General features: G+C 54.8%; 24 protein-coding genes. 5 read left to right on the top strand and 19 right to left on the bottom strand.

Annotated features, from left to right (window positions below):
- Positions 1 to 206: 206 nt before the first annotated feature.
- Positions 207 to 350, bottom strand: coding sequence for a hypothetical protein (locus AC1DUO_RS11295; protein ID WP_013575651.1), 144 nt, complete (start codon positions 348 to 350; stop codon positions 207 to 209).
- Positions 351 to 892: 542 nt separating this feature from the next.
- On the opposite strand from AC1DUO_RS11295, the gene AC1DUO_RS11290 reads away from it, so the two are divergent.
- On the top strand, positions 893 to 1378 hold the full coding sequence (locus AC1DUO_RS11290) for a GNAT family N-acetyltransferase (protein WP_119261684.1): 486 nt from the start codon (positions 893 to 895) through the stop codon (positions 1376 to 1378).
- A 170-nt stretch (positions 1379 to 1548) separates the two neighbouring features.
- Here AC1DUO_RS11290 and efeB read toward each other — a convergent pair whose 3' ends face one another.
- The 10 genes from efeB to gntK form a co-directional block, all read right to left on the bottom strand.
- Positions 1549 to 2820, bottom strand: coding sequence for an iron uptake transporter deferrochelatase/peroxidase subunit (gene efeB / locus AC1DUO_RS11285; RefSeq protein WP_119261685.1), 1272 nt, complete (start codon positions 2818 to 2820; stop codon positions 1549 to 1551).
- Between the two features lie 3 nt (positions 2821 to 2823).
- Positions 2824 to 4047 (bottom strand): iron uptake system protein EfeO, encoded by a 1224-nt coding sequence (gene efeO, locus AC1DUO_RS11280; protein WP_119261686.1) that lies wholly within the window; start codon positions 4045 to 4047, stop codon positions 2824 to 2826.
- Between the two features lie 14 nt (positions 4048 to 4061).
- Entirely contained in the window at positions 4062 to 5690 is a 1629-nt protein-coding gene (gene efeU, locus AC1DUO_RS11275) for an iron uptake transporter permease EfeU (RefSeq protein ID WP_119261687.1), read from the bottom strand.
- 227 nt (positions 5691 to 5917) lie between these two features.
- Positions 5918 to 6595 carry a glycosyltransferase family 2 protein gene (locus AC1DUO_RS11270; RefSeq protein ID WP_013575656.1) on the bottom strand — a complete coding sequence of 226 codons (678 nt, stop codon included), beginning with the start codon at positions 6593 to 6595 and terminating at the stop codon, positions 5918 to 5920.
- Complete coding sequence (locus tag AC1DUO_RS11265; RefSeq protein ID WP_013575657.1) at positions 6592 to 7161, bottom strand: DedA family protein; 570 nt, start codon at positions 7159 to 7161, stop codon at positions 6592 to 6594. The genes AC1DUO_RS11270 and AC1DUO_RS11265 overlap by 4 nt, the downstream gene beginning before the upstream one ends.
- Before the next feature lie 7 nt (positions 7162 to 7168).
- Positions 7169 to 8329 carry a ceramide glucosyltransferase gene (locus AC1DUO_RS11260; protein WP_112198390.1) on the bottom strand — a complete coding sequence of 387 codons (1161 nt, stop codon included), beginning with the start codon at positions 8327 to 8329 and terminating at the stop codon, positions 7169 to 7171.
- 192 nt (positions 8330 to 8521) lie between these two features.
- Positions 8522 to 9160, bottom strand: coding sequence for a bifunctional 4-hydroxy-2-oxoglutarate aldolase/2-dehydro-3-deoxy-phosphogluconate aldolase (locus AC1DUO_RS11255; protein ID WP_112198389.1), 639 nt, complete (start codon positions 9158 to 9160; stop codon positions 8522 to 8524).
- Positions 9161 to 9187: 27 nt separating this feature from the next.
- Positions 9188 to 11002 (bottom strand): phosphogluconate dehydratase, encoded by a 1815-nt coding sequence (gene edd, locus AC1DUO_RS11250; protein WP_119261688.1) that lies wholly within the window; start codon positions 11000 to 11002, stop codon positions 9188 to 9190.
- A gap of 16 nt (positions 11003 to 11018) precedes the next feature.
- A complete protein-coding gene (gene gntU / locus AC1DUO_RS11245; RefSeq protein ID WP_015689979.1) occupies positions 11019 to 12356 on the bottom strand; it encodes a gluconate transporter in 1338 nt (445 codons plus the stop codon).
- Entirely contained in the window at positions 12353 to 12892 is a 540-nt protein-coding gene (gene gntK, locus AC1DUO_RS11240) for a gluconokinase (RefSeq protein WP_015689980.1), read from the bottom strand. Before gntK ends, gntU begins: the two co-directional genes overlap by 4 nt.
- Before the next feature lie 494 nt (positions 12893 to 13386).
- On the opposite strand from gntK, the gene yahO reads away from it, so the two are divergent.
- Positions 13387 to 13665 carry a DUF1471 family periplasmic protein YahO gene (gene yahO / locus AC1DUO_RS11235; RefSeq protein WP_013575662.1) on the top strand — a complete coding sequence of 93 codons (279 nt, stop codon included), beginning with the start codon at positions 13387 to 13389 and terminating at the stop codon, positions 13663 to 13665.
- A 70-nt stretch (positions 13666 to 13735) separates the two neighbouring features.
- The gene (locus tag AC1DUO_RS11230; RefSeq protein ID WP_013575663.1) at positions 13736 to 13882 is read left to right on the top strand and encodes a hypothetical protein; all 147 of its coding nucleotides are present in this window, start codon (positions 13736 to 13738) and stop codon (positions 13880 to 13882) included.
- A gap of 47 nt (positions 13883 to 13929) precedes the next feature.
- On the opposite strand, the gene AC1DUO_RS11225 is transcribed toward AC1DUO_RS11230, so the two are convergent.
- Positions 13930 to 14361 carry a CopD family protein gene (locus AC1DUO_RS11225; protein ID WP_013575664.1) on the bottom strand — a complete coding sequence of 144 codons (432 nt, stop codon included), beginning with the start codon at positions 14359 to 14361 and terminating at the stop codon, positions 13930 to 13932.
- A gap of 205 nt (positions 14362 to 14566) precedes the next feature.
- Here AC1DUO_RS11225 and AC1DUO_RS11220 point away from each other — a divergent pair, with 205 nt between their 5' ends.
- A complete protein-coding gene (locus tag AC1DUO_RS11220; protein WP_119262239.1) occupies positions 14567 to 15154 on the top strand; it encodes a TetR/AcrR family transcriptional regulator in 588 nt (195 codons plus the stop codon).
- Positions 15151 to 16077: a DMT family transporter gene (locus AC1DUO_RS11215; RefSeq protein WP_119261689.1), complete on the top strand. Its 927-nt coding sequence runs from the start codon at positions 15151 to 15153 to the stop codon at positions 16075 to 16077. The genes AC1DUO_RS11220 and AC1DUO_RS11215 overlap by 4 nt, the downstream gene beginning before the upstream one ends.
- Before the next feature lie 48 nt (positions 16078 to 16125).
- Here AC1DUO_RS11215 and AC1DUO_RS11210 read toward each other — a convergent pair whose 3' ends face one another.
- From AC1DUO_RS11210 to AC1DUO_RS11180, 7 genes are all read right to left on the bottom strand, one after another.
- Positions 16126 to 17184, bottom strand: a complete 1059-nt coding sequence (locus tag AC1DUO_RS11210; protein ID WP_013575667.1) for an NAD(P)-dependent alcohol dehydrogenase — start codon at positions 17182 to 17184, stop codon at positions 16126 to 16128.
- A 99-nt stretch (positions 17185 to 17283) separates the two neighbouring features.
- Entirely contained in the window at positions 17284 to 18033 is a 750-nt protein-coding gene (gene hutC / locus AC1DUO_RS11205) for a histidine utilization repressor (RefSeq protein WP_037035698.1), read from the bottom strand.
- A gap of 55 nt (positions 18034 to 18088) precedes the next feature.
- Positions 18089 to 18859 (bottom strand): enoyl-CoA hydratase, encoded by a 771-nt coding sequence (locus AC1DUO_RS11200; RefSeq protein ID WP_013575669.1) that lies wholly within the window; start codon positions 18857 to 18859, stop codon positions 18089 to 18091.
- Complete coding sequence (locus tag AC1DUO_RS11195) at positions 18856 to 19749, bottom strand: 3-hydroxyacyl-CoA dehydrogenase family protein (RefSeq protein WP_119261690.1); 894 nt, start codon at positions 19747 to 19749, stop codon at positions 18856 to 18858. The genes AC1DUO_RS11200 and AC1DUO_RS11195 overlap by 4 nt, the downstream gene beginning before the upstream one ends.
- Before the next feature lie 15 nt (positions 19750 to 19764).
- Complete coding sequence (locus AC1DUO_RS11190; RefSeq protein ID WP_119261691.1) at positions 19765 to 20967, bottom strand: CaiB/BaiF CoA transferase family protein; 1203 nt, start codon at positions 20965 to 20967, stop codon at positions 19765 to 19767.
- Complete coding sequence (locus AC1DUO_RS11185) at positions 20964 to 22508, bottom strand: HAL/PAL/TAL family ammonia-lyase (RefSeq protein ID WP_119261692.1); 1545 nt, start codon at positions 22506 to 22508, stop codon at positions 20964 to 20966. Before AC1DUO_RS11185 ends, AC1DUO_RS11190 begins: the two co-directional genes overlap by 4 nt.
- Positions 22505 to 23389 carry an ABC transporter substrate-binding protein gene (locus tag AC1DUO_RS11180; protein ID WP_119261693.1) on the bottom strand — a complete coding sequence of 295 codons (885 nt, stop codon included), beginning with the start codon at positions 23387 to 23389 and terminating at the stop codon, positions 22505 to 22507. The genes AC1DUO_RS11185 and AC1DUO_RS11180 overlap by 4 nt, the downstream gene beginning before the upstream one ends.
- Positions 23390 to 23408: the final 19 nt, after the last annotated feature.

The raw sequence follows: 23408 nt of genomic DNA, 5'->3' as shown, positions 1-23408 counted from the left end.
ACTGGCCTGGTCTGCTGACACAGGGATTGTAGCTGTACTGTTCGGCGTTATCGCATTTTCAGCATGTACTACACCCGACAAGCAAAACTCAGTACAAAACAAAAATGCTACTAATTTAAGATTCATATTCACAAAGAATTCTCCTCAGCTGCGTGTTATAAAAACTGCCAGATCGTGTGATCTGGCAGTATGGGATTTATATGATCTTAGTCGCCACCCGCTCCGCCATCGCCTGCAAGAATAATCAGATGGTCAACAGAAGATGTATTGAAGTGGTGGAGTGGTTCCGCTGCTCTGGATAAACCCGTAAAGGAGATAAATAACAACGCTGCAATTCTACTTACTTTCATAATTAAAACCTCATTGTCAAAAGTTGGGGTTATTATTTCTGGTAAAAGAATGCCTAATGATCTTGCAAAATAAACATAGCAACCGATTTGTAATATCTTTATTTAATAATGTAATACTATATTTCCTTTCAACTTTTTTATTGTTGTTGAGCAGGTGATTTCTTTTCGATTTTTATTTTTTGTTTATGTATTGTTTATGTGGGCAGTTAAATAATCTTTTTCCAACCCGTTCTTCCAGTTATTGTAAAAGCTAAATTCAATATGGAGATTGATTGCTTTGTCAAAAAAACTTAATAAACATAAAGGGAAATGATTACGTGTGAATTTAAAATCAGCAGTTATGAGATTCAACGCAAATGATCTAACTCTGCTCTTGTAGGGCCTGCCTGGAAAACGGACAACACCCTACGTTAAGCCTGTTTTTTAAGCAGGCATGACAGGCAACGTTGAGCGAGCAGCAGGCATGATACCCTCGGGATAGTTTGGAAACAGTGTTGTCCCATCCCCCGTTTTGGCTGATGCTTTCCTTAACAGAATGCTTTATGTTGGTCACACTCATCCTGCAGGGTATAACCATGATAACAGTAGAGAAATCAGATCCATTTTCTTCAGAATCTCATCGCTTAATCGAAATGCTGTCAGCAGAACTTGCCGCTATTACTGGTGATAATGGCAAAAGCAATTTCACCTTTGAAGCAATGAGTGATGACAAAGCTTTATGGGCATTAGCAAAGAATTCTCATGGCAAAGCTATAGGATGCGGTGCTATACGGCCATTAACGCAAAATATCGCCGAGCTTAAAAGAATGTTTTCAGACCGAAGTGTGTCAGGGATTGGCGGTGCCTTACTCACTTTTCTTGAAAAATCTGCAAAAGAGATGGGATATACAGAACTTAGGCTGGAAACCCGACACATGAACTATCGGGCTGTAAATTTCTACGAGAAAAATGGTTATATCCGTATTGAGAATTACGGCCCATACATAGGCAGGACTGAAGCTGTCTGTTTCTCAAAGCCATTGCGCTGATTGTATCTAGAGGATCTGACGTCCGCTTTTGGCACAAAGCTCCGCGCAATTATGCGCGGGAAGCGAACGTAAAGGTTTTCAGATGACAACGAGGGCGCTCCCCCGGCATAACGCCAAAAAAGCCAGCAAATGCGCTGGCCTGGTTTTTAGTGTATGTGCTTCCGGCGGGCTTACACCTTAAACATATCAGCACCAATATACTCGCCTTCCTTCGGTGCCGGTGGCACGAAGAAAATACCCGATCCGATATGTGAAATATATTCATTCATCGCGTCGGATGCGCCTAAACGGTTCTGAAGCGCTTCAAACTGCGCCGGATCTTTCTGATAGCTGATGAATAACAAACCGGCATCGAGCTGGGCCATATTATTCAGTCCGTCCGTGTAGTTATATGAACGGCGCAGGATTTTAATCCCCCCATTATTTTCATGTGCGGCCAGGCTGATATGCGCAGTGGCCGGAATAATTAAGTTGCCGTCCGCAGCCGTTTTCTTAAAGTCCGGCGTATCAAACTCTCTGGTGCCGGTCAGCGGCGCGCCGGAGACTTTATGGCGACCAAACACATTGTTCTGGTCGCTGACGCGGTCAGTATCCCAGCTTTCAATGTGCATCTTGATTTTGCGTACCACCTGATAGGTGCCCTGCTGCTGCCATGCAGGGCCGCCATCGTTGATCCAGACATATTTGTCAAAATCTGCTTTTTCGGTGATGTTGCGGGTGCCGTCTTTAAAGCCGAATAAATTGCGCGGTGTGGACTGGCCTTTACCGGCTGACGCACGGCCAAAGCCCATGACCGTCCAGCGGGTCTGGGCAGCGCCGGTACTTTTGGCGATACGCGCCAAATCACGAATGGCGTGATAGGCCACCTGCGGATCATCCGCACAGGCCTGAAGCGAGAGGTCACCGCCGGTCACTTCAGGTTGTAAGTCATCGCTCGGGAGCTGCATCAGTTCACGCATCAGCAACGGTTTTTGTTTCACCAGTCCAAAGGTTTCGCTGAACACGCGCGGGCCGAGGCCAACGGTGACGGTCAGTGACGCCGGACCCAGATCTAACGCCTCGCCGGTATCCATACCGACGCCACTATTACGCAGAGGCTCAATCTGACCGATGGTGCCACCTTTCATCAGTTGGGCAATCGCCGATGACCAGCGCGCCAGCAACACCTGCAAATCCTGACGGCTGGTGGTGGTGAGATCAAACGTCATGTACATAATGTGGCGCTGAGGCTGCGTGCTGATCCCCGCCTGCCCGCCGGTGCCGTAAAAAGGGTGTTCACGTGAAAGATCGACCTTATCTTCCGGGTCACGGGCGGCGGTCTGTCCGTGCGCATGGCTGACCGCAGGAATGGCCAGCGCACTTGCGCCCGCCACTGCACCTTTGAGCAAATCACGCCGGGAGAACTTACCGGCCTCCCTGGCCGGTTGGTGTTTATCGCTCATTCCTCAGGCTCCTTTATTCGCCGCGACTTTCTCACCAATCTTAGACAGGGGTTCTTGCAACGCCTGAATAGTACGGCTCAATTTAGCAGCATCAGAGGCTTTCAGTTCCGCGGTGTAATATTTGTAACCACCGGGGACTGAAGGATCACGATAGGTTTCCAGCATAACGTGCACGGCAGCAAACTGCGCGGCAACCTGTCTGGTCAGCGCCGGATCGATTTTTTCCAGCCCCGGTTGCAGGTAAGCGAACGCCTGTTGCGCACCTTCTACGTTACCCGCGAAATCAACCAGATCGAAGTGGCTGAAGGCTTCTTCCTCACCGTTGATTTTGGTGTTCTGCACTTCTTCCAGCAGATCTGCGGCACCGTTCGCCAGATCTTCAGGTTTGTAAGTCAGCGCTTTGGTCAGTGTGTCGAGCTGTGCGACGTTTTTCTGTAATTCGGCAGCCAGCTGTTTGGTTTCATTCGTGATTTTACCCTGACCGAACAGGTCACGCTCAATGGCGTGGAATCCATGCCAGCCTGCTTTCGGGTCAAGGTTAGACGCACGCATGTCGATCAGATAATCGAGGTTACCGGCGTTGTCCGTCGCTTTGAAGCCCGGCAATACAAACCCGCTCACATCAGATTCAATACGTTCGTAGAAAGGACGCGCTTTTGCGTAATCGGCTTTCGCTGTAGCAAGATCTCCCGCATCAATATCCGCTTTCAGGCGGTTCACACCGACCACCATCGCATCCACCACGCCATTCACATAAGTGGCGTAGTCTTTGGTGCCCTGCGCCAGAATGGTCCCGGCGCTGCCCGCAGGTTGTGTGGCGCTTTTGCCGGTGACGGTAAAGTCGGTCATTTCATGTTGCGCGCCCGGACAATAGATTTGATATTTGCCGCCGTCGAGAGTCAGGGTGAATTTCACCGTCGGCAGGCCGGGTGCCAGATTCTCTTTTTCGCCCAGAATACGATCATTGCTCAGCAGCTCTAACTCCGTGATGGCGGTTGCCGTTTTGTTCACCACATTGAACGTGACCGGCCCCGCTTTCGCTGAATTATGGTCAACCACACACGTACCGCCGTTATCTCCGGTCATGGTGATATTCACTTGTGAAACGCCATTTTTTACCGCTGCCTGCGCCGCATCAGCCGGTGCTTCCACTGAAAACATCAGCAACGCCGCCAGGCCCGCCGTGGTCATCAGAGATTCTTTTTTCTTAAAATTCGGTTTACGCATGAATTTCATTTCCTTTATTTATTTTTTGGCAAATTGGTGTGTAGTTGAGAACCGAATGACAGGCTGTATTCACCCGCAGCGGCCAGCCTTTCATTACGGTGTTTCAGGAGAACCCGTCGTGCTGAGAAAACAAAAATCAGGGCCAGCGCGGCCAGAATGACCGGCAACATATATGCCCAGAAACGGTAGGTATCTTGTGCGATTTGCAGTTGTTGCAGGGCATCAGAAACGGTCTGCTGATACGCCCCGCTCACCTGCCAGTTGCAGGCTGAAGCGGCCGCCGTCGGATGACGAACGGTGATGGTTCGCGGGGATTGCAGGCCGCTGCCGGAAAGCGTGATCAGCTCATCTGCCCGGGCACTGGCCCCCAGCAACACGCCCTGCGCCACAGAGACCTGAACAGTGCAACTGACCGACCACTGCGCCTGATAAGGCCCCGGATGCATCGCCGGATTCAGACCAATGGGAATACGGTTGCCATAGAATGCCACCAGTTGATCAAGCGTCAGAACGGCAGGCGCATCCGCAGGCGTAAAGCGAGATTTGGTTTGCCACTCGCGGGTTTGCAGGCCGCCATGATGACCGGCAATGGCGGCGCTGGCGGGCAGAACGGTCACCCTCACGTTGCCGTCCGCAGGCGTCACATTCAGCTGATAGCCGTTCGTATCAGACAACAGTTTTACCTCACCCGCCGGTGCGGTGTTCCGGGTGTCATTACTTACCAGCGGTGCGCTGGCAGGCAGTTGCAGTGTGTAGTTTGGGTAAAAAAGGCGCAATCCCACTGCTGACACGACCATCACACCGGCAAATGCCAGCCGCAGCCGCGCACCGTTAATCGCGGAGGGACGGCGGTGTGCAGGCCAGTAAATCAGCAGCGACACAATGACAATGTAGAGCAGCCAGGCGACAGTCTGGATCAGGTTCGGATCCGGCGGAATGCCCAGCACGCCGGTAATCAGCGCTGAGCGGACAGTGCCCGGCGGCACCAGCCAGGCGAGATCCGCCACGCGCTGCTGCCCGATATTCAGCCAGCCCGCTTCGTGTGCTGTCAGCAACGCGTTAATGATTAATCCGCCTGCGACCAGGATCAGGAACAACCCCGTGAAGCGGAAAAAGCGCGAGAGATTGATGCGGATGCCGCCGAAATAAATGCCACAGCCGATGCCCACCGCCACCAGCAGGCCGGTTACCGCGCCGGCCGCCGCCCACATGGCTGACTGCGCGACCGAGAATGTGGCGAGCAGAAACACGCTGGTTTCAAAGCCTTCTTTCAGCACGGCGAGAAAAGCCATACTCGCCAGCGCCCGGGCACCTGACTGGCTTATCGCCTGCGCGGCTTCGCTTTCCAGCTCATTTTTCATGGTGTGAGCGTGGGTGTTCATCCACATGATCATGCCAGTGACAAAGAAAACAGCGATCAGGCCGATCACCGACTCCATTCCTTCCTGACTTGCCTGCGGCAACGCGCGTTCGGTCATCTCCAGCGCCACGCCGACCATCACCGAAAGCATCAGCGCCAGCCCGACGCCCATCCACATCGCGAAAAGGCTTTTACCGTTTTTGCGTAAGAATGCCGCAATGATCCCGACGATAAGCGCCGCTTCCAGACCTTCACGAAGACCGATAATAAATGTGGCTAACAAAGGGCAAACTCCAGGCAACAAGACGCATTATCAAATCATTAATGATAATTGATATCAGTTGACTGAACGCCAGGGAAGAAATGGAGTATGAGGATTTGCAACAGAGTGCTGGAGAAATATGAATATGATGTAAAGCGTGGTTTATTTGTAACCAAATAAAAAATTCACTAAAAAATAGCCGCTGGCTGACAACAGTACAGAAAATGCTGACTGATATTCTGTCCTGTTCAGACCTGACTTTTGCGCTTAAGACAGATAATTTGCCGCACGGATTCACGCAAACTGATGGTACGGAATATATCGCGCATCATCGACACATCGGCCTTTAATCCGCGCAACCAGCCCATTTTAGCGGCTTTATACGGGCTGATAACGCCCTGCCAGCTGACGACCTGCACGCGCAATCCGGCGGCAATCCACTGCTGATTAATCCAGACTTCCAGCCCGAAATGCGGTAACCGGCGGATGGCTGCGAGATGCTGCGCGACTAACTCGCGCGCAAACACCCGTTCACCGGAAATATAATCCAGCCCGATAAACCGCCAGATCCACGGGCTGTTGCGCCTCAGGCTTATCGAGACCTCCGCCTGATGCGCCATCACCGGCCTGATGAGCGCGGTTATATCGTCATAACTCAGCCCGACAAGATCCGCATCCAGCATCAGCAGATGGCTGCCCGTTGCTGCGGCAATGCCTTCGGCAACGGCATAACTTTTACCGCGATTTTCAGGCAGGCTGATCACCCTGACGTTCTTACCCTGCGCGATTTGTGCGGTGTTATCGGCGGAGCCGTCATCCACCACGATAATCTCCCGCAGTAAAGGATGGTTCTGCACCACGTCCAGCACCCTGCCGATGCGGCTGCCCTCATTGTGTGCCGGAATAATGCAACTCACCGTGATCATTGTTTAGACTTAAGCCAGATAACACCGGTGACGGCCAGCAGGATGAACAAACCCAGGGATACCCAGGCTATCCAGTTGTTCACCTGTGCGATGATATCGCCGAACATCCAGCCGATACCCAGAAGAAACAGGCTCTTGGGAACAGCCGCGATGATGTTATAGAACAGAAAAGGCACCAGCGGCATGCGCGCCATGCCCGCGCCGGTCAGCACCAGTGCGCCAGCGGAATGAGTCAGTTTGGCCAGCACCAGCAACCGCCCGCCTTTGCGGTCAAAACTTTTCACCATTTTTTCCAGTCGCGGCTGGGTCAGCCCGAGACGGGCCAGCCAGGCGGGCGGTTGGCCGTCAGCTTTGATCACCCAGCGCCCGAGCGAGTAAAAAATAATATCCCCGAGCACTTCCCCGATCATCACCACGGTCAACATGGCGGACAAACTGAAATAGCCGAGACGAACGAAGTAGCCTGCAATCACCGTCACTACCGGCCCTTCAAGGATAGCCAGCGGCGTCATGATCAGCAGGCCGTGGGCTCTGATAAGCGTTTCGAGTGTTTCAAGAGAAAACATACTGTCCTTATTTCCCCGACGGCTGGCTGGCAGATGCGGGGTGTTTTTTATCTACGTGCCTTTCACCTAAAACAGTGCCCCGCCACGTAAAGCCGCGCCCGGTCCAGCACCATAACCACAAGGCGGGCAGCAGGATATCGCGGATGCACATTGCCAGAATATCTCTCAGCTGATGCGGCCAGCCGAGCGCTTTGGCCAGCCCCCATTCACCGCCATACCACAGCACAAAAAGCACCGGCAGAGCAAACAGTGGCAAATCACCGCGGGCAGTCAGCCACAGCACCGCCGCCAGCACGGGCAAGAAACCAATGATAATTTCAGGCACAAACAGCCAGAAAAAACCGGCACGGCGGATACGCGCCCAGCGCAGTTGTCTGCTCCAGACCGCTTCCAGACTGCGATGCCCGATAGGCTGCGCAAAAGGCTGTGCAGGTAAACGGACTTTCAGCCCGGCGCGGCGCACCAGTTTGGTTGAGGCGACATCTTCCGCCAGCTCACTACCCAGTGCCGCCATTCCGCCGCCATTATCAAGCACCTCGCGCCGCCAGCACAACGTTTTCCCCTGCGCAAAGCCGTTACCGAGAAAATCCGACAAATACTGCCAGCGCGCCTGATGCGTATTCAGCATGGCGGCTTCCACGGCACCCCAGAAATTCTCCGGGATCATCCCGACTGCCGGAGAACTCACCAGTCCGGTTTGACTGTCAAAGGTATTCATCAGTGAACGCAGATAATCCGGCGGTAACAACAGGTTGCTGTCTGCCATGGCCACCACGCCTGCGGTGGTATGACTCCAGGCTTTATTAAGATTGTTCACCTTCGGATTGGCGGATATTTTGTCATCGCCAGTCAGCAGGCGTGCAGGCTTATCAGGGAATTCAGCCATCAGCTTTTCCACCAGCGGGATCACCGGATCAAAGCGTGACGCCACGCAGAACACAATTTCGTAAGCGGGATAGTCCTGATAAAAACTGGAGCGCAGTGTTTCCTCTTCAAAGGCGTTATATCCGCACAAAGGCCTGACCAGCACGATAAATTCCGAGGTTTCATGCGCTTCATCGCGCAGGATACCGCGGCGCATTCGCCACCAGGCGATCAACAGAGAGGAAAACTGGAGGGTGATCAGTACACTGCCCAGTGCGGCGATCACTGCGGTGTTCAATACCATGACGATGCCCCTTCATTCAAAATATCTGCGATGAGAATTCCAGACTTCCGGCAGTCAAAACGCCATCCTACAGGCGTTACGTTAAGGAATTCTTAAAGGGGAAACGGGGCACTGCGGAAGAAATAAAGGAGTGAGTACGGGGCATCCGTACTCACGTGGGTTTTTATCGCTATTATTTCGAACGGCTAAAACCTATTTCGCCCCTGCCACAGCTTCGCGGGCAAGTGCCGTAATACGATCGTAATCACCGCTTTCCAGCGCATCGGCTGGCACCAGCCAGGATCCGCCGATGCACAGCACACTTTTCAGCGCCAGATAATCGCGGTAATTCGCCAGTGAAATCCCGCCTGTCGGGCAAAAACGCACCTGCGGGAACGGACCACCGATCGCCTGCAATGCTTTCACCCCGCCGTTAGCTTCCGCCGGGAAGAATTTGAATTCGCGCAGACCGTGATCCAGACCCAGCATCAGTTCAGAAACGGTACTGATACCCGGGATCAGCGGAATGGAACCGGCGGTCGCGGCGGCAAGCAATTCGTCTGTCAGCCCCGGACTGATGGCAAACTGTGCGCCAGCGTCGGTGACATCTTGCAGTTGCTGCGCATTCAGCACAGTACCCGCGCCCAAAATCGCCTCCGGCACATCGCTGGCAATGGCACGAATGGCGTCCATCGCACAGGCGGTGCGCAACGTCACTTCCAGCACACGAACACCACCGGCCACCAGCGCTTTCGCCAGCGGAACCGCCTGTTCCAGTTTATTGATAACGATGACCGGCACAACCGGCCCCGCCGTCAGAATGTGTTCTGCGCTTGTTTTCCAGTTTTTCATTCTTGTCTTCTCATCCGTTTCGATAAATTAAAAAGTAATGCAGCAGGCGCCCTGTTCCGCGCCGGAAAGCTGGCTGCGCAAGGCACTGAACAGCTCACGGCCACAACCGATATGTTCTGCGCTCAGATCAGGCTGATACGCTTTTCGTTCAGCCAGTTCGGCAGCATCAACACGCAATTCGAGTTCGCCGGTTCGCCCGTTGACGCGAATAATGTCGCCGTCACGCACTTTTGCTAACATGCCGCCGCTGAAAGCCTCCGGCGTCACGTGGATAGCAGAAGGCACCTTGCCGGAAGCGCCGGACAAACGACCGTCGGTGACCAGTGCGACACGGAATCCGCGATCCATTAATACGCCAAGCGGCGGCATCAGTTTATGCAGCTCAGGCATGCCATTGGCCTGCGGCCCCTGAAAACGCACCACCACCACACAATCGCGGTTCAGCTTACCGGCCTCGAATGCCGGAACAATGTCATGCTGGCTTTCAAATACCACCGCAGGGGCTTCGATAATCTGATTATCCGCAGGCACCGCCGAGGTTTTCATCACCGCACGCCCGAGATTACCCGACAACACTTTTGTGCCGCCGTGATGCTCAAACGGCTGTTGCACGCTGGCAATGACGTTTGTGTCGAGCGAATGCTCTGCGCCTTCGCGCCATGCCAGTTCGCCGTTTTCCAGCCACGGCTCCTGCGTGTAACGGTCTAATCCGAAACCAGCCACGGTGTTGACCTCCTGATGTAACAGGCCATTTTTCAGCAATTCGCGCACTACCAGTTGCACGCCGCCCGCCGCCTGAAACTGGTTGATATCCGCCGGGCCGTTCGGGTAGATACGGCATAACGAAGGCACCGCATCGGACAACTCAGAGAAGTCATCCCAGTTGATGACAATGCCTGCCGCACGCGCCATAGCGACCATGTGCATGGTCAGATTGGTGGAACCGCCGGTGGCTAACAGCGCAACAATGCCGTTCACCACGGTTTTCTCATTCACCATCTGACCGAGCGGCTGATAGTTGCCGGTGGTTTCGGCCAGACGGGTGACCTGACGTGCTGCCGAGTCGGTCAGTGCATCACGCAGCGCGCAATCCGGCGGCACAAACGATGCACCCGGCAGATGCAGCCCCATCACTTCCATCACCATCTGATTGGTATTGGCAGTGCCGTAAAATGTACAGGTGCCGATGCCGTGATACGACGCGGCTTCCGCTTCCAGTAATGCCTGACGGTTTACTTTGCCTTCGGTATAAAGCTGACGGATACGCACTTTCTCTTTGTTCGGCAAACCGGTACTCATCGGCCCGGCGGGCACAAACACCGCAGGCAGATGGCCGAATGACAGCGCCGCCATCACTAAGCCCGGCACGATTTTGTCGCAGATACCCAGATACAACGCCCCGTCGAACATGTTGTGTGAAAGGCCGATGGCCGCCGACATGGCAATCACGTCACGGCTCATCAGCGACAACTCCATGCCGTCCTGCCCTTGCGTGACACCGTCACACATTGCCGGTACGCCGCCCGCCACCTGACCGACCGCACCCACCGATTTCAGTGCGTCTTTCAGGCGTTGCGGGTAATGCTCGTAGGGCTGATGCGCCGACAGCATGTCGTTGTAGGCGGTAATAATGGCGATATCGCTGCGCACCATATTTTTCAGGGAATTCTTTTCATCCGGCTGACAGGCGGCAAAGCCATGCGCCAGATTGCCACAGGCCAGTTGCGCGCGGTGAACGGTTTGCGAACGGGCAGCATCCATACGCGCCAGATAGGCTTCACGGGTGGATGCGGAACGGTTGATGATCCGCTGCGTGACACGGGCCACGGTGTTGTTAATCATAATGTTGTCCCCTTTCTTAAAGCATCGTGAAAGCAATCATGCCGATGATCCCGCCAGTCGTGCCGAGCAGGGTTTCCATCACCGTCCAGGTTTTCAGCGTTTGCAGTTCGCTGGCACCGGTGAACTTGCCGAATAACCAGAAACCGGCATCGTTTACGTGGCTGAGCACAATGGAACCGCCGGTAATGCAGATGGCGAGTGCGGCCAGCTGACCGCCGTTGAGCCCCATCTGATGGGTTACCGGCAATACCAGCCCGACAGTGGTCAGGCAGGCCACGGTGGCTGAACCCTGAATCACCCGTACCACTGCTGACAGTGCAAAACAGGCCACGGCAATCGGTAAGCCGGTGCCGATCATCGCGTCACCAATGGCCGGGCCGACGCCGGAATCCACCAGAATTTGTTTGAATACGCCACCCGCACCGGTCATCAGCAGGATGATCCCGGCGGGCTGAACGGCGGCTGAGCAGATGGCCAGCGTCTGTTCGTTGGTCATGCCGCGTGGTTTTGCCAGCCCGTAAATGACAATCAGGCAGGCAATCAGAATGGCGGTAAACGGATGGCCGATAAACTCCAGCCAGTCGTGCAATGGCGTACCCGCCGTGACAAAGCGTGCGCCGATGGTTTTCATTCCCACCAACACCAGCGGACACAAAATCAGCGCCAGACTGAAACCGAATGACGGCAGGTTATCTTTGTTGAGCGTCGGGGCATTTTCTTCAACAGGCATCGGCCAGCTGACATGACGGCTGATAAAATTGCCGTACAGCGGACCGGCGATCAGCATGCCGGCAATCGCGGCCACCAGACCGATGGCGATCATCCAGCCAAAATCGGCATTCATCTGCGACGCCAGCAGCATCGGGACCGGCCCCGGAAGCAGGAAACACGCCGCTGCCGCGACACCGGCAAATAACGGGATCGCCAGCCTGACGATGTTGCCGTCAGTACGGCGCGCCACCGCGAACACGATGCCAATCAGCAGCACAATCGCCACATCGAAAAACAGCGGCAAGGCGCAAACCAGCCCGGCAATCCCGAGAGCATAATGGGCTTTGTTTTTGCCAAAACGATTCAGTAAATGGGCCGCAATTTGGTCAAGTGCGCCGACTTCATGCAGGATCTTGCCGAACATCGCCCCCAGCGCCACCACAATCGCCAGAAAACCCAGCGTGCTGCCCATGCCTTTCTGCATGGTGTCGGCAATGGTATTGACCGGCATGCCGGAGAAAATCCCGGCGGCAATCGACACCAGCATCAGCGCGACGAACGCGTGCATACGCACTTTCATCACCAGAAAAAGCAGCAGCAACACGGAGCCTGCTGCAGTACCGACTAAAGTTACTGTATTCACGCGCAATGCTCCTGTTGCTGAAAACTACGGATGTGTTGCAGGGTCTCTGCAATCACCGCATCAAGCGGCTGATGAATGCCGATGGTGATCACGTCACTTTCTTCAGCGCCAGGTTGTTCGAGTGCTGCAAACTGTGAGATCAGCATCTGCGATTTAAAAAAGTGCCCTTTGCGTGCGGCCATGCGTTCTTCGATGACCGGGAATTCACCCTGTAAATAGATGAAAGACAGGTTGGCGTTACCTGCGCGCAGACGATCGCGGTAACGTTTTTTCAATGCCGAGCAGATGATGACCGACACATTATTGGTTCGCTGCATGGCAAACGCGGCATCATTGAGGGCGGCCAGCCACGGCGCGCGGTCGTCATCATTGAGGGCGTCACCGGCGGCCATTTTCAGGATATTACTGCGGGGATGTAAGAAATCGCCGTCAAGAAAACCGGCTGAAAGCTGGTGTGCCACGGCGTTGGCGACGGCTGATTTTCCGCTGCCTGATACGCCCATAAACACATAAATTCGGTTCTGATCATTGTTCACGGTTGCGCTCCTCGACTGGTTAAAAAACGCGAAAGACGGGTCAGTGGTTTTATTCGTTATGTCCACACTGTTCATGTTTATCCGCAATGTTACCGGTAACATGTTATCGGTAACATTATCAGAGGCTTTTTCACCCGTGACAATCTGCCCGTGCAGGGGAAAAGCATAAATGTGATCTGCTTCAAAGTTAATTATTAGCAATGAAACATATTTCGGACGGGGGTTAACAGATGGATAACATGCGCAGGCGAAACGAAAAGTATGTGATTGCTATTACTGTGTACAAAACCTCCGGCACAAAAGACTAAAAACCGCACCGGTAGCTTAATTTTTTCTTCCCTCCTTGTAATTATTGACTTCCTTGTCTATTACTAAATGGCAGTGATAACTCACTCTTTTAAACAGTGAGTTATTGATTAACAGGGTTTCACTAAATAAACAGCTTTCTATTACTTTCCTTCAATTTACTGGGCAATTTAAAATCTGAGGATTACATGAAAATATCTAAAGCTCTGCTGGCAGTGGCTGTGATGGGCTGTGTCTCTTTCAGCACTTATTCTGCTGAATTAATGAAGAAAATAGATTTTGAAAAAGTGGCTTCTGAGTATACCAAAGTCGGCTCTGTGACCACCTCAAATAAAACCTCGCAGTCCGGCGCCATTGAAGATCTTTCTAAGAAAGCCGATAAAAAAGGCGGCGATGTATTTGTATTAACCTCCGGTAATACCAACAATAAAATTCACGGTACTGCTGACGTTTATAAGAAAAAATAAGTATTTTGTTTTCTGCACAATAAGCAATAAAAAGAAGCCTGCAAATTTGCGGGCTTTTTAATGGACGATTATGCTGCTGTCGGCTCCGCTGATGCTGGTTATTATCGGGCTGGGATCGTTTGCCGTGCGCGAAAACCATTCGCTGACAATTTTAAAGGAAGGCAATATTCCGCCGGTGCCCTGCACCCTGATTGCGCTGGTGAACGGCGAGTCATAAAAAAATCCACGCTTTCACGTGGATTGAGTTTTGCGGGAAACCGGATGTCAGAAAGGCCTGATTATCGCCAAAATACCAATGAGGATCACACCGACAATAATCACCGCGCTGGCGTTGCGCACCAGCGCGAAATCTTTCACCGGCTGACCGGTGGCGCGACGACGTAAATCGCCGGAAAGCAGCCCGTGCAGCGCGGAGAGAACCAGCACCACCACCATTTTTATCAGCAGCCAGGCATGGGGGAATTTGCCATAACTGACGATCATCACGATGCCCGCCACCCACAACAGGATCATCGCCGGGCTGGTGACACTGCGCGTCCATTTGCGCACGGTTTCCAGTAACAACGTCTGCCCTGCACTTTCCGCAGTACCGGATGTCCGCGAACAGGCCATCGATACCAGCGCCATCGCCAGCATGCCGCCAATCCACAATACGCCCGCAATCACGTGCAAGGCATTGAGCCATTCATGAAGCATTTTTATCCCTCCGGAAGTTAACAATAATTCTGCCTGCCGCAGATGACCTCAACCTGCTGTCTCTCCACAACTTTTAGCGGATTATGGCGGTTTCCCACACGAAAGGCACGGTTAAGTCGTCACTTTTTCTTATTCTCAGCCGGTGTTTACATTGAGTAGGTAGACTGGTATACCTACCAGCAAGATGAACAACACGAGTAAAAAAATGTCCACCACAGACTCCTCTCCTGAAAGCGCCCGCGACCGGCTTCTCGGTGCCGCCCGGGTTTTGTTTTATAACAACGGCATTGCTGCGACCGGGATTGACGCAATCATCAAACGTGCCGGTGTCGCCAAAAAAAGCCTCTACAACAATTTCGAATCCAAGGCCGAACTGGTCGCGACGTACATTGAAATACGTCATGACGAATGGCTGGAGCTGTACGCCCGGCGTGTTGAAAAAGCTAAAACACCGAAAGAAAAAGTGCTCGCCGTGTTTCAGGCGTATGACGATCACGCTGAATTTGCCTATGAGCACGGCTTTCGTGGCTGCGGGTTACTGAATGCCGCCGCCGAACTGCCCGCCGGAGCGCCCGGCAGGCACGCCGTGCGCGGGCATAAAGAACATGTTGAAGCTATCGTGACTGCGCATCTTCTCGAACTGTTCCCCACTGACGAGGCCAAAGCCCGCCTGATGGCGCGGCATTTTTCATTTTTACTGGAAGGCGCGATTTCGCGTGCAGGTCTGGAAGGCAACGGTCAATGTGTCCGTCAGGCGATGGACATGGCGACCTCAATGATGGAGGCGCCATGACGATAACGCCTCGTGAACGCATGACGGGCGTACTCGCCGTGGTATTTGCTTCCGTTCTGTGGGGATCGACCGGCACGGCGGCGACATTTGCGCCCGACGTCAGCCCGCTGGCGATCGGCGCAGTGGCCATGGGGCTGGGCGGATTGTTGCAGGCGCTGATTTCCGCCAGAAGGATAGTCACCAGCCGGGTAACTCTGGTGAACAACGCACGCATGTTATTTACCGGCGCACTGGCGGTCGCAGTTTATCCGCTGGCGTTTTACGCCTCGATGCACCTGGCGGGCGTCACGGTCGGTACCGTGATTTCCCTCGGTTCTGCGCCGCTGTTATCCGCACTGATTGAATATTATCTCGACGGACAACGTCTCACCCGCCGCTGGATGACCGGCGCCGCCATTGGCGTGGCGGGTATGGTGTTACTTTGCGTCGGTGAAAGTGGCAGTCACTCCACCGCCGGTCAGGGCGACCACGCGATAGCCGGTGTGGTACTCGGGCTGATTGCCGGACTGACCTACGCGCTTTATGCCTGGGCGGCGCGTCATTTAATGCAGCGCGGCGTCCCTTCCCGCGCAGCAATGGGCGCCACGTTCGGGCTGGGCGGTTTACTGCTGATGCCGGTGCTGTGGGTGACCGGCGCGCCCCTTCTGGCGTCATGGAATAACGCCGCGGTCGGCGCGTACATGGCGCTTATCCCGATGTTTGTCGGTTATGTCTGTTTTGGTTATGCCCTGGCACGCATTCCGGCCAGCATGGCCACCACCATCACCCTGCTGGAACCGGCGGTCGCCGCCGTGCTGGCGGTGGTGATTGTGGGCGAACGCCTGCCGCCACTGGGCTGGACAGGTATCGGGCTGGTGGTTGCCTGTCTGATTTTTATCACCGTGCCGCTGAAAAGACGCGCAACCTTACCGGTTTCTGCCTGAAAAAATGGCTCCCGCAGGAGCCATTTTTGTCTTCATTGCTGCGGCAGATTACACCGCCGCAGGCGCGGTCAGGGAAGCCATATCAATCACAAAACGATAGCGCACATCGGCTTTTTCCATACGCTCAAACGCTTCGTTAATTTCATCCATGCGGATCATTTCACAATCCGGCAGAATGTTTTTCTCAGCACAGAAGTCGAGCATTTCCTGCGTTTCACGGATGCCGCCGATTGGCGAACCGGCCACGCGACGACGGCCTAACAACAGCGGTACGGTGTTGAATTCTTCCATCGGCCCGACCTGCCCGACCAGCACCAGCGTACCGTCCACATCCAGCAACGGCAGGTACGGCGTGACGTCATGTTTGACCGGCACGGTATCGATGATTAAATCAAAATGATCGTGTGCCTGCGCCATCGCGTCGCTGTCGGCGCTGACCAGCAGACGGCTTGCACCTAATTCCAGCGCATCGGCTTCTTTGGCATTTGAACGGCTCACCACCGTAACATCTGCACCCAGACCGACCGCCAGTTTGACCGCCATATGGCCCAGACCGCCCAGACCAATCACGCCCACACGGCTGCCCGGCCCGACGTTCCAGGTTTTCAGCGGCGACCAGGTGGTGATACCGGCGCACAGCAGCGGCGCGGCTTTGGAGAGATCTAACCCTTCCGGCATACGCAGACAAAACTCCTCGCGCACCACTAAATGCTTGGAGTATCCGCCCTGCGTCGGCTCTTTGGTGAAACGATCATAACCGGCGTAAGTCCCGGTGTTACCTTCGCGGCACAACTGTTCTTCACCTTTTTTACACTGATCGCATTCCTGACAACTGTCTACCATGCAACCGACGGCAACATGATCGCCCGGTTTGTAGCGGGTGACGCCTTTACCGATACTGGTGACACGTCCGACGATTTCATGGCCGGGAACAATCGGATAATAGCTCCAGCCCCAGTCATTTCTTGCGGTATGTAAATCGGAATGGCAAACGCCGCAATACAGAATTTCCATTGCGACATCGTTATCACGCAGGCCGCGGCGTTCAAACGTAAACGGCGCCAGCGGTTTTTTAGGATCGTAAGCAGCAAATCCAACAGTTTTCATCAGTAAACTCCTGAGTCGTTAATGACCCGTTAACTATAGAATTTACCGCCGAAGTCACAAGCCACAGTCCTCCTGAATCCTTGCCTGATCCTGTTCAGTTTATTTCTTAAAGCTGCCGAACATTTTGTAGCGTCCGCCCGGATACAACAGCCGGGCGCAGGTCACCACTTTTTCATGATGCCAGGTGCGGCGCAGGGTTTGCAGGCACGGCTCGGTCTGATGAATATTCAGCAGGCGCTGTTCGTCGTGGCTGGCCATCACCGCTTCAATGGTATGTTCGCCCGCCGTCAGCGGTGCCAGTTGGGTCAGATAGGCGAAAGGCGTGGTTTTAGTGAAATCCTGGTGTAAATACAAGGGGGCGATGTCCGGATTCACCAGCCGGTCTTCCAGTTGCACCGGAATGTCATTTTCGTAATGCACAATCACCGAATGAAACAACACCACACCGGGCAGCAGCATAAATTTCATCGCCATGCTGTCACCGGCACTTTGCTTACCCAGTTGCAACACGCGGGAGGTATGAAAGTGCCCGCGGCTCTTAATTTCGTCAGAAATGTTATTCACTTCCAGCATCGGCGTGAACGCTTTCATTTCATTGACAAAGGTGCCGACGCCCTGCAAACGCAGCAGATAGCCCTCCGTGGTTAACTCGCGCAGTGCCCGGTTTATGGTCATCCGGCTGAACCCCAGCTCGGCGACCAGTTCACTTTCTGACGGCACGCGCTGATGCGGTTGCCAGTGTCCGTGCAGGATCTGATTAATGATCCCCTGTTTCACCTGCTTATACAGCGGAGAAGGCTCGTCTCCGGCATCCGCAATGACTTCTGATAGCGTTCTGTTTGATGACATCATTCCTGCCTTGTATGTCGCACGGAGCACGGCGGCTGGCGTATTTCACCGGACGTTATTTGCCGGTAAACGCCGCCTGTTCTTTCGCCGCCAGTGCACGCATGCCTTCGCTGCGGTCGTCACTGGCCGCAATCAGGGCCGACAACGAACGTTCATAACTGATGCCCGCCGTTAAGCCCATATCGAAACTCGCCAGCACGGCTTTTTTGGCCATCTTAACGGCGAGCGGTGCGGCACGGGAAATATTCTGCGCAATCTTTAACGCCTGTTCCGTTAACGTTTCCGGCGTGGTGACACGGCTGATCAGTCCGGCGGCCAGCGCTTCTGTGGCGGTGATTTTTCGCCCGGCGAGGATGATTTCCATCGCCAGTGATTTCCCCACCGATTTAACCAGCCGCTGCGTGCCACCCGCGCCGGGGATAATCCCGATGTGCGTTTCCGGCAGCCCGATGATGGCCGTGTCATCGGCAATCACGATATCGCACAGCAACGCCAGTTCCAGCCCGCCGCCCAGTGCATAACCGGATAACGCCGCGACAACCGGCGTTTCAATGGCGGCAATCTGATCCCACTTTTCACTGAAACCGCTGGTGTAAAGGGCTATCGCTGAGGCGGTGGCCAGCGTGCCGGTATCGGCACCCGCAGCAAACGCACGCGCGGAGCCGGAAATCACCATCGCGCGGATCTGTTTATCACCGTCCAGTTCGCGCATTTTCTCCAGCAATTGCGTCAGCATTTCTGCACTCAGCGCGTTAAGTTTTTCCGGCCGGTTAAGAATGATATGCGCCACGCCCTGATGACGTTCACAGCGGATAAGTTCGCTCATGGTTTTTGCATCCCGCTGATGGCAAGGATTGTGGCGTTACGGTGCGCGAGACCTTCTTCAATAGTCTGCGCCGTCCACGGATAAAACCCGGCGCCGGTTTTGGTGCCCAGATTGCCCTGCTCAATTTGCGCCAGCAACCACGGCGGCAACTCGTCGTCGCGCGATAAGGCTGGCAGTAATATCGCGGCGACATTTTTCACCGTGTCCAGTCCGGCAAAATCCATCAGCTTCAGCGGCCCCATCGCCGACCAGCGCGGGGCGAGCGTACTTTGTACAGCGAAGTCCACGTCTTCGATGCTGGCAATTCCGGCTGTGACCAGATGCAACGCCTCACGCAGCATGGCGTATTGCAACCGGTTGACGATAAAACCCGGCGCTTCTTTATGAATGGTCACCGTCTGTTTACCCAGTTGCTGACAAAGCGCATCGGCCTGCTGACGCGTATTTTCATGGGTTTGCGGTCCGCAGACAATTTCCACCATCGGCATCACATCCGCCGGATTAAACCAGTGCAGGCCGATAAAGCGCGACGGCACCGCCAGTACGCTGGCAATCTGCCCGACCGGGACGCTGGAGGTGTTGGTGGTCAGCAGACAGTCGTCGCTGACATGTTTTTCGATCTCCTGAAAAATCTGCTGCTTAAGCGCCAGCACCTCAGCGATATTCTCCGAAACAATCTTCGCGCCTTTCAGACATTCCGCCATGGACGTCGTAAACGTGACCGACGCCGCCAGCCCGGCGTCGATACTGTCGATCACTTTGGCCGCATTGTGCAGCGAGTTTTCAGTGCGCGAATAAAGCGCCACCTTAAAGCCGCTGGCGGCAAATACCGCAGCGATCCGCGCGCCCATCGTGCCCGCGCCAATGACAGCAACCTGCGTTGGTTCCATATTATCTGCCTCCGGTTAAATGACGCCCTGTTGCGCAAGTGTGTCCATCTCCTGCGAAGACAGCCCCAGTTGTGCACTGAGAATGGCGCGGGTGTGCTCGCCAAGCTGTGGCGGCATTAAATCGGGTAGCTGGTTCATGCCGCTCAGCTTCACGGGCTGCGGTAAGATACTGATTTCACCGGCGACCGGATGCATCACCTGATGCAGTAATCCGCGTTCGGCGGCATGCGGGCTTTGCAGCAGTTCATCCAGCCCCCAGACCGGTGCGGCGGGAATACCACCGGCATCGAGCAGGGCGAGCGCCACGACCACCGTTTTGTCGTGCAACCACTCTTCAATCAGCACCCGTAACTCATACTGATGTTTCAGGCGCTGCGGATCCGTCGCAAAGCGCGCATCCTGTACGATTTCCGGTTTGCCAATGGCCTGTGCCAGACGGAGGAACAGGCTGTCATTGGCGACGGCAATCACCAGATAACCGTCTGCCGCACGGTAGCTGTCCATGGGGGCGCTGATCGGATGTGCATTGCCCAGTCGCCCGGCCAGCGGCATACCGCCCAGCAGTTGTGTCAGCGAGACCATTTGCATCGACACCATCGCATCAAGCATCGCGACATCCACATGTTGCCCGAGGCCGGTAATGCCCCGTTGCAGCAATGCCGCCAGAATGCCCCACGAACAGTACAGACCCGACACCACATCACCAATCGCATCCCCCACCCGCGTCGGTTCGCCGTTCGCCCAGCCGGTGACCTGCATAATGCCGCCCATCGCCTGAATCACATGATCGTAAGCAGCTTTATGCGCCAGCGGTCCCTGCTGACCAAAACCGGAAATACTCGCATACACCAGCTTCGGATTGATCTTCTTTACGGCGTCATAATCAATGCCCAGGCGGGTGGTCACACCGGGCCGGAAATTTTCCACCAGCACATCCGCACTTTCGATCAGTTGCTCCAGCACGGCCCGGCCTTGCGGTGATTTCAGGTTCAGCGTCAGGCTTTTTTTGCCGTGATTAAGCAGCATGAAATAGGTGCTTTCGCCATTAACATGCGGAGTGAAATCACGGGAATCGTCGCCTTTACCCGGCATTTCAATTTTGATCACTTCCGCACCCAAATCATTGAGCAGCGAAGCGCAGTAAGGCCCGGCCAGCACGCGGGAAAGGTCGAGCACTTTGATCCCTTCCAGCGGCCGGGATGTCGCTGATACACTCATGCGGTTTCTCCCTCAACGGTGTCTGCGAAAATCAAAGGTGTCAGCGTGCGCAAGATATCGCCCTGTTTGATGAGCTGGCGGATGGCCAGCATATCCGGATACATTTCCTCGTCACTCTGCCGGAAGGCCACCTGCTCACGCACCAGAGACAGCACGGTTTCCGTGCCCGCCGAGGCGCGCAGTGGCCGGTGGAATTCCACCGCCTGCGTGGCACACAGGATTTCTATCGCCACGATATCAATGGCATTTTCAACGGCATCAATAGCATTGCGTGCCGCCGTCACGCCCATGGAAATATGATCTTCCTGTCCGGCACAGGTGGACACGGTATGCACACTGGCCGGTGCTGCCAGCGCACGGTTTTCCCCTGCCAGCGCGGCCGCTGCATACGGCGGGATCATCATCCCTGAATGCGCCCCGCCATTGGCCACCAGAAAAGCCGGCAATCCGCTGAGATGGCTGTTCGTCAGGCGGTCAGAACGGGCCTGCGAACCGGTGCTGAGTTGCGCAATGGCAATCGCCAGCGCATCCAGACACAGTGCCACCGGCGCACCGTGCCCGTTGCCCCCCGGCAGTACATTCAGCTCGCCGTCTTCGACCATAAACACCGGATTATCCGTGACAGAATTCACTTCCGTGGTCAGCGTTTTCAGGCAATAACTCAGCACATCCCGCGCCGCGCCGTGCATTTGCGGAATACAGCGCAGGCTCAGCGCGTCCTGCACGCGAAAATCACGGTATTTATCGAGGATCTCACTGTCACGCAGTAAACTGCGCAAAATCCGCGCGGTTTCCTGCTGACCGTCGTGCGGGCGCAGCGCATGAAGGCGGGCGTCATACCCGCGGATGTTCCCCTTCAGCACTTCCAGGCTCATGCCACCCGCGGCATCCGCCACCGGCAGCAATTCGCGGAAAGTTTCCGCCGCCAGACACCCCAGCGCAGTGATTTCATAGGTGCCGCTGACCAGTGCATGGCCTTCGCGCGGGCCGGGAATGCGCACGGCAATCCCCGCCCGTTCCAGGGCTTCCCGTGCCGGTAACAGTTCGCCCTGATAGAACGATTTTCCATAGCCGAACACTGACAGCCCGATATGTGCGGTGGCAATCAGATAGCCGACCGACCCTTTGGCGGGTGACCACGGCGTCACCCCCTTATTGAGCATATCGGCCATCGTCTGCACCAGCGCCGGGCTGACGCCGCTGAATCCCTGCAACAGGGATTTCATCATCACCGCCATCATCGCCCGCACTTCATGCTGCGCCAGAACCGGCCCTGTACCGCAGGCATGGCTTTTCAGCATATTGAGCTGCACGTCGGAAATTTGCTCCGGCGACAGGCGCTGAGTGACCAGGTCGCCCACGCCGGTGGTCAGGCCGTAAATCACTTTATTGTCAGCAATTGCCTGCCTGATTTTCTCGTGCACGATCAGCATGGCGTCTGATGCTGACGGGTCCGGCAGCACCTGCGCCCCGTAAGCGATATCGGCGATGTCACGGACGGAGGTTTCCGCCGTGCCTAAGATGACAGTGCGCGTCATCATTTATTCAGCCCGTGCCCGGTCAGCCACTCTTTTGCCACAGCATCCACGCTTTCGAAATTCGCCAGTTTGCCGTTCATCACGATCAAATCGCTGGTGGTCAGTTGCCTGGACACATTGTTCAGCGTGGTTTCAACCACCTCGCTGGCTTTGTCTTTTGCAATCAGCGGCACAATGTTTTGCGCCGGGAATAAGTGTTTGGAATCTTCCAGTGCCACCAGATTCTTGGTTTTCATCGCCGGATCGGTTGAGGTCATATCCGCGACCTGAATCTGATTGTTGGTCAGTGCAGACAGCGTCAGCGGACCTGCGACGTCGAGCACTTTGAAGTTCTTAAAGGTCAGGCCGTAGACTTCGTTCAGCCCTTTCACACCTTCACGACGGGTTTTCCATTCAGCCGGACCACCCAGTACCAGCGTTTTCGCCACCGGCGCCAGGTCACTGATATCTTTCAAATTGTATTTTTTGGCAGTTTTTTCAGTCACTGCCAGCACATCGCTGTCCTGCGCTGATGAAATATCCAGCATTTTGATTTTCTCAGGCAGCGCTTTCGCCAGCGCCGCCGCCACATCTTCAGCAGAATGCGCCTGGGTTTTTTCGTCGAGATAACTCAGCGTGGCACCGCTGTATTCCGGGATCAGGTTGATTGAGCCGTCAAGCAGCGCAGGCATATACACCTCACGGCTGCCGATATTAAGTTTGGTTTCCACCTTGACGTTTTTCGCCGCCAGCGCCTGCTGATAAATAGTGGCAATCAGCTGGCTTTCCGGGAAGTCCGCCGAACCGATAATAATGGTGCCACCCGTCTCAGCGGAGAAAGCGGCAGGGGCGTGCACGACGGCAGCAGAAAACAGGGCAACGGCGAGCAGATTTTTCAATTTCATTTTTGTCAGGCTCCGGAAT

The sequence above is a fragment of the Rahnella sp. P4_A8 genome, from assembly GCF_056402435.1.
Note: the sequence above shows the minus strand (reverse complement) of the source record. Positions and strands in the feature narration are given on the sequence as shown.

Coding starts and splice junctions, on each gene's coding strand:
- AC1DUO_RS11295 (WP_013575651.1), bottom strand. CDS start 350: ATGAAAGTAAGTAGAATTGCAGCGTTGTTATTTATCTCCTTTACGGGT.
- AC1DUO_RS11290 (WP_119261684.1), top strand. CDS start 893: ATGTTGGTCACACTCATCCTGCAGGGTATAACCATGATAACAGTAGAG.
- efeB (WP_119261685.1), bottom strand. CDS start 2,820: ATGAGCGATAAACACCAACCGGCCAGGGAGGCCGGTAAGTTCTCCCGG.
- efeO (WP_119261686.1), bottom strand. CDS start 4,047: ATGCGTAAACCGAATTTTAAGAAAAAAGAATCTCTGATGACCACGGCG.
- AC1DUO_RS11270 (WP_013575656.1), bottom strand. CDS start 6,595: ATGATCACGGTGAGTTGCATTATTCCGGCACACAATGAGGGCAGCCGC.
- AC1DUO_RS11265 (WP_013575657.1), bottom strand. CDS start 7,161: ATGTTTTCTCTTGAAACACTCGAAACGCTTATCAGAGCCCACGGCCTG.
- AC1DUO_RS11260 (WP_112198390.1), bottom strand. CDS start 8,329: ATGGTATTGAACACCGCAGTGATCGCCGCACTGGGCAGTGTACTGATC.
- AC1DUO_RS11255 (WP_112198389.1), bottom strand. CDS start 9,160: ATGAAAAACTGGAAAACAAGCGCAGAACACATTCTGACGGCGGGGCCG.
- edd (WP_119261688.1), bottom strand. CDS start 11,002: ATGATTAACAACACCGTGGCCCGTGTCACGCAGCGGATCATCAACCGT.
- yahO (WP_013575662.1), top strand. CDS start 13,387: ATGAAAATATCTAAAGCTCTGCTGGCAGTGGCTGTGATGGGCTGTGTC.
- AC1DUO_RS11230 (WP_013575663.1), top strand. CDS start 13,736: ATGCTGCTGTCGGCTCCGCTGATGCTGGTTATTATCGGGCTGGGATCG.
- AC1DUO_RS11225 (WP_013575664.1), bottom strand. CDS start 14,361: ATGCTTCATGAATGGCTCAATGCCTTGCACGTGATTGCGGGCGTATTG.
- AC1DUO_RS11220 (WP_119262239.1), top strand. CDS start 14,567: ATGTCCACCACAGACTCCTCTCCTGAAAGCGCCCGCGACCGGCTTCTC.
- AC1DUO_RS11215 (WP_119261689.1), top strand. CDS start 15,151: ATGACGATAACGCCTCGTGAACGCATGACGGGCGTACTCGCCGTGGTA.
- AC1DUO_RS11210 (WP_013575667.1), bottom strand. CDS start 17,184: ATGAAAACTGTTGGATTTGCTGCTTACGATCCTAAAAAACCGCTGGCG.
- hutC (WP_037035698.1), bottom strand. CDS start 18,033: ATGTCATCAAACAGAACGCTATCAGAAGTCATTGCGGATGCCGGAGAC.
- AC1DUO_RS11200 (WP_013575669.1), bottom strand. CDS start 18,859: ATGAGCGAACTTATCCGCTGTGAACGTCATCAGGGCGTGGCGCATATC.
- AC1DUO_RS11195 (WP_119261690.1), bottom strand. CDS start 19,749: ATGGAACCAACGCAGGTTGCTGTCATTGGCGCGGGCACGATGGGCGCG.
- AC1DUO_RS11190 (WP_119261691.1), bottom strand. CDS start 20,967: ATGAGTGTATCAGCGACATCCCGGCCGCTGGAAGGGATCAAAGTGCTC.
- AC1DUO_RS11185 (WP_119261692.1), bottom strand. CDS start 22,508: ATGATGACGCGCACTGTCATCTTAGGCACGGCGGAAACCTCCGTCCGT.
- AC1DUO_RS11180 (WP_119261693.1), bottom strand. CDS start 23,389: ATGAAATTGAAAAATCTGCTCGCCGTTGCCCTGTTTTCTGCTGCCGTC.